Raw genomic sequence first — 5,474 nt, 5'->3', positions numbered from 1 at the left:
CACCTCGTTTAGGCTTTAACTGGGATGTTAATGGAGATGGTTCTACCCAGTTACGCGGCGGTTCCGGCTTATTTACCGGTCCTGTACCATTTGTATGGATATCTAACCAGGCTTCAAACAATGGCTTGTTATTTGGTTCACGTACAATTACAAAAGCTAACGATCCAACAAATCAGCAATTAAAATTCAACCCGGATGTTAATGCAAACCGTCCGGCAAATGCAACTGCTAATACATCATACGAGCTTGATGTTGCCGATCCAAATTTGAAATATCCAAAAATCTGGAGAACGAACTTAGCGGTTGACCAAAAATTACCTTTTGGTATTATTGGTACTATCGAAGGTGCTTACACCAAAGATATTCGTGCCATCTATCACCAGAATTTAGTATTGTCTGATGGCTTTACTACACTTCCGGGGGTTGAAGGTCAAATACAATATGACTCTAAAAACACAACTCCTGCAGCGGCCGCTGCAACTGCTCAAAACCCGTCTATCACCGGTTTATATTACATGAAAAACACTAACAAAGGATTTTCATATTTTATTACAGGCCAGTTACAAAAAAGCTTTACAAACGGTTTTGCAGCAAGTGTTGCTTATACTTATACCAAATCAAAAGATGTTAATGACGGTGGCTCAACTGCCAGCACCATCTGGAGCTCAAGGTATGTAGCCGGTAACCCTAATACCGACAACCTGTCAAACAGTTCATATGTTCAGCCAAACAGGATTATTGCAACTGTATCTTATCGTAAACAGTACGCAAAAAATTTGGCGTCCACTTTAGGTTTGATTTTTGAAGCATCTAACAATGGAGCGGTATCATATGTCACTTCAGGTGATCCTAATAATGACGGTGCCACAAACGATTTGTTGTATATTCCTAAAAATCAGGGCGATCTTATGTTAGTGAAAGCTAATAACGCATCAAATGGAACTCCCGATACGCGTACACCTGCCCAAATATGGACCCAGCTAAATAACTTCATCAGCCAGGATCCATACCTTAGCCAGCACAGAGGCCAGTATGCACAAAGGAATGGCGCTATATTGCCAACTTACAAACGTGTTGACCTGCACTTTGCGCAAGACTTCTTTATCCAAACAGGTAAAGTAAAAAACACGCTGGAAGTAACTTTCGATGTGATCAACTTTACCAACTTGCTGAACAGAAACTGGGGTTTAGCCCAGGTATCATATAGCGGCTTTAATAACGGAGCAACTACAGTGTTAACCTATATGGGTAAAGATGCTGGTACCGGAAGAGCGACATATTCTTTCCCTTATCTTGATCCAACCACCTCGACACCTGTTACCAGCTCTTATAAAACTGATATAAGCCAGTTCTCACGCTTCCAGGCTCAGATTGGTGTTAGATACATATTTAATTAAGTTATTATTAATTGAAAAAAATTAACATTATGAAATTCAATAAAAATATAATTATAGTATTACTTGTGCTTTTTTCTGCCGCGTTTTTTGAGGCATGTAAAAATGACAAGGTTACTCCGCTGCCAAACCCGGTAGCCACCACCGGCGTGGTAACTACACTGGCCGGAAACGGTTCATTTGGCGCTTCAAATGGAGCCGCCACAGTTGCTTCATTTAACTATCCAAACGGGTTGGCACTTGATGCTTCAGGTAATTTATATATCGCTGATAAAGGTAACAACCAAATTCGTAAAGTTACCACTGCAGGTGTTGTAAGCACCGTATCCGGAACATTGCTTGCGGGTAGCGCAAACGCCACCAAAATTGGTGATGCAGCTTCATTTAACGGCCCTACAGGTGTTGTTGTTGATGCGTTAGGAAATATTTTTGTAGCTGATTTTGGCAACCATACCATTCGTAAAATTGCAACCACAGGCGCTGTTACTGTATTTGCGGGAGTAAGCGGAAATTCAGGCAATAACAACGCCGTAATCCCGGCTACTGCAACAGCCAATGCCATAAATCCACGGTTCAACAATCCTGCTGGGTTAGCAATTGATGCTGTAGGTAATTTATATGTTGCCGACTATAGCAACAATTTGATCCGTAAAATTTCAGCTATAGACGGAAGCATATCAACAGTTGCAGGTAAATCAGCCGGAAATGTTGATGGTGCTGGTACAGCTGCATCATTAAACGGACCGCGTGCCATAGCTATTGACGCAGCAGGTAATTTATATGTAGCTGATGCTAATAATCATAGCATCCGTAAAATTGATTTAACAGGTACGGTAACCACTATTGCCGGGAACGGAAAAGCGGGAAATAGCGATGGAACAGGTAAAGCCGCATCATTTAGCCACCCAAGTGGTATCACTATCGATAATGCGGGTAATTTATATGTTGCCGACGCTGGTAACAACCTGGTACGCAAAATTACTACTGCAGGTGTTGTAACGTCTGTAGCTGGTAGCGGTTATTATAATTTGGTTACCCCATTCAACGGCCCATCTGCCGTGGCTGCAGGTAGTGCAGGTAACGTATACGTAGCCAATACACTTGGTAACTTAATTCAAACAATCGCTGTTAAGTAATTAGGTTTCTTTATTAATAAAAACCCGGTCATATTTGGCCGGGTTTTTTTATGCGATAATTTTCTATCCCCTTACAGGTTTTAAATAATTTATCCCAAATGGTGGTATAAAAACCTTAATTATAATGGATGTTTAAATGATGGTTTATGGTGAAACAAGGATGTATCCTGGTGCCTGAATGGGATAGAGCCGAAGCCACCCGTTTCGATAGGATGTCACACAAATAGATCGATAGGTCTGCTCAAATATTACTCGTACTCAAATACTCCAAACTCCGATGTTACGGTTACTTTTTTAGTATCGGCCTTTTCAACCCGGCCAATGATCTGCGCATCAACACCAAAACTTTTAGAAATTTTGATCAGGTCTTCAGCTATTTCTACCGGTACATACAGTTCCATACGATGCCCCATGTTAAATACCTTGTACATTTCCTGCCAGCTGGTTTTTGACTCTTGCTGAATAAGTTTAAACAGGGGAGGCACAGGGAAAAGGTTATCTTTTATAATATGCAGCTCGTCAATAAAATGCAGTACTTTGGTTTGCGCGCCGCCGCTGCAATGCACCATGCCATTTATTTTGCCGCGGTATTTGTCTAATATAGCTTTAATAATTGGGGCATAAGTGCGTGTGGCACTTAATACCAGTTTGCCTGCTGTTACGCTTTTCCCGTTGCCGATGTCAACCAGGTCGGTAAGGTTTTTACTGCCGCTGAAGATGAGATCATAAGGGATGGCCGCATCATAACTTTCGGGATATTTATCGGCAATGGTTTTATTGAACACATCATGGCGTGCAGATGTAAGCCCGTTTGAGCCCATACCGCCGTTATATTCCTTTTCATAGGTTGCCTGTCCGTAGCTTGCCAAGCCCACTATAACGTCGCCAGGCTGAATGCGGTGGTTGGATATTACATCTTCCCGCTTCATGCGGCAAGTTACCGTAGAATCGACTATGATGGTGCGTACAAGGTCGCCAACATCGGCAGTCTCTCCACCGGTTGAGTAAATGCCAATACCGGCACCGCGCAGTTCGCTTAAAATTTCTTCGGTACCGTTAATAATGGCGGCAATAACTTCGCCTGGTATCAGATTTTTATTACGGCCAATGGTTGATGATAGCAGGATATTATCAATAGCGCCTACACAAAGCAAATCGTCGAGGTTCATGATGATGGCATCCTGGGCAATACCGCGCCATACTGAGATATCGCCGGTTTCTTTCCAGTAAGTATAAGCCAGTGATGATTTTGTGCCCGCGCCATCGGCATGCATAATATTGCAGTACTCCGCATCGTTGGTCAATATATCGGGTACTATTTTACAAAAGGCTTTAGGGAAAATGCCCTTATCAATGTTTTTAATAGCATTATGTACATCATCTTTGGAGGCAGATACACCTCTTTGATCATATCTTTGCGAAGAAATCATTTGCAAATATAAATTAATCAAACACGAATTACACGAATTGAGGCGAATTTCACTAAGGGGAATTAAAACTTACAAAGTTTTCAAAACTTCGTAAGTTTGCGGAACTCTGCATTGATTGTTTGTCAAAATTTATTCGTGTCAATTCAAATTTGTGATTTCGCGCGCAAATCAATTCGTGTCAATTCATCCTCATTCGTGAAATTCGTGTGTATTGAAATTCGTATCTATGCTTAAATCCCTCTCCGATAAAATAAGCCGCTGGCGCCTGAGACGTAACAGTCAACGGAATTTTTTAATTTACTGTAGTGTTTTTGTTGGTTTCTTTGGCGGTCTGGCAGCCATCGCGCTAAAGTTTTTAGTGCATTTTATGGAGGATGTGAGCCACCGCATTTCATCGCACTTGTATTACCATATAGCTTACGTTTTTTTGCCTGCACTGGGTATCTTCCTGGCTGTAACCTGGCAGCATCTTGTTAACCGCGATAAAATACAAAAGGGAATAGGCAGTATACTGGCCAATATCAAAAAGAACAGATCGAACATCAGGGTAAATAACATTTATTCGCATATAGTAACAAGCTCATTAACGGTAGGCTTTGGCGGCTCGGCCGGTTTAGAGGCGCCTATTGTAGCTACCGGTGCTGCGATAGGCTCAAACATTGGGAGGTTTTTTAAGCTTACGCCTTATGAAAAAACGGTATTGCTGGCTGCAGGAGCATCGGCAGGGATAGCCGCGGTATTTAACAGCCCTATTGCCGGGGTGCTGTTTTCGTTAGAGATATTAATAGGCGAAATCACCATCCCCACGTTTATTCCTTTATTAATAGCATCGGCAACCGGCGTGGTAGTATCCAAATTATTATACTCCGGACAGTTGTTTCATTTGGTTACCGAAGGCTGGGTAGTGCCTGCAATTCCTTTTTACATTTTGCTGGGCCTGCTTAGTGGCTGGATGGCTATATACATTAATAAAGTAGGGGGTAAACTGGAGGGCGGTATCCTGAAAAAGCAGAACCGTTATGTGCGGGCACTTTTAGGCGGCTTGTTTCTTGGGCTTATTATTATGGTATTTCCCCAGTTATTTGGCGAAGGTTACCAATACCTGCAGGCCATTTTAAATGGCAACATTGATGCGCTGAAGGATGAATCGTTATTTTCTGGCTGGCTATCCAACCAGTGGCTAATGTTGTTATTTATTGTAGCATTGGTTTTTATGAAAATTATAGCCAGCGGTATTACTCTTGGTTCTGGTGGCAACGGCGGTTCGTTTGCGCCCACCATGTTTACCGGCGCATTTTTAGGTTTGTCAGTGGCCTACGGGGTAAACCTTACCGGGTTGGTACATTTAAATACAAGTAATTTTATAGCGGTTGGTATGGCCGGTGCTTTAAGCGGTGTAATGCATGCCCCGCTTACCGCTATATTTTTGATAGCCGAAATTACGGGCGGCTACGTGTTATTTATCCCGCTCATGATCGTATCAGCTATATCATACATCATATCGCGTCTTTCAT

The 5,474-nt window shown here is 42.2% G+C and carries 4 protein-coding genes; 3 read left to right on the top strand and 1 reads right to left on the bottom strand.

Translation table 11 applies throughout. The annotated features are described in order from the left end of the window. Window positions 1-1,397: outer membrane beta-barrel protein (locus AC1DPZ_RS21050; RefSeq protein ID WP_477407106.1), on the top strand; the 1,397-nt coding region annotated here is incomplete at its 5' end. Window positions 1,398-1,426: 29 nt separating this feature from the next. Then, complete coding sequence (locus tag AC1DPZ_RS21045) at window positions 1,427-2,530, top strand: NHL repeat-containing protein (RefSeq protein ID WP_477407104.1); 1,104 nt, start codon at window positions 1,427-1,429, stop codon at window positions 2,528-2,530. A 248-nt stretch (window positions 2,531-2,778) separates the two neighbouring features. Here AC1DPZ_RS21045 and AC1DPZ_RS21040 read toward each other — a convergent pair whose 3' ends face one another. Further along, window positions 2,779-3,960 (bottom strand): AIR synthase related protein, encoded by a 1,182-nt coding sequence (locus AC1DPZ_RS21040; RefSeq protein ID WP_477407102.1) that lies wholly within the window; start codon window positions 3,958-3,960, stop codon window positions 2,779-2,781. A gap of 226 nt (window positions 3,961-4,186) precedes the next feature. Here AC1DPZ_RS21040 and AC1DPZ_RS21035 point away from each other — a divergent pair. Beyond that, window positions 4,187-5,474 (top strand): chloride channel protein (locus AC1DPZ_RS21035; protein WP_477407100.1); only part of this gene is annotated, 1,288 nt, incomplete at its 3' end.

The sequence above is a fragment of the Mucilaginibacter sp. P4_G9 genome (assembly GCF_056400985.1).
This window is presented reverse-complemented; position numbering and strand designations above follow the sequence as displayed.

Bases quoted from the DNA above. Each gene is read 5' to 3' on its own strand.
- AC1DPZ_RS21045 (WP_477407104.1), top strand. From the start codon at position 1,427: ATGAAATTCAATAAAAATATAATTATAGTATTACTTGTGCTTTTTTCT.
- AC1DPZ_RS21040 (WP_477407102.1), bottom strand. From the start codon at position 3,960: ATGATTTCTTCGCAAAGATATGATCAAAGAGGTGTATCTGCCTCCAAA.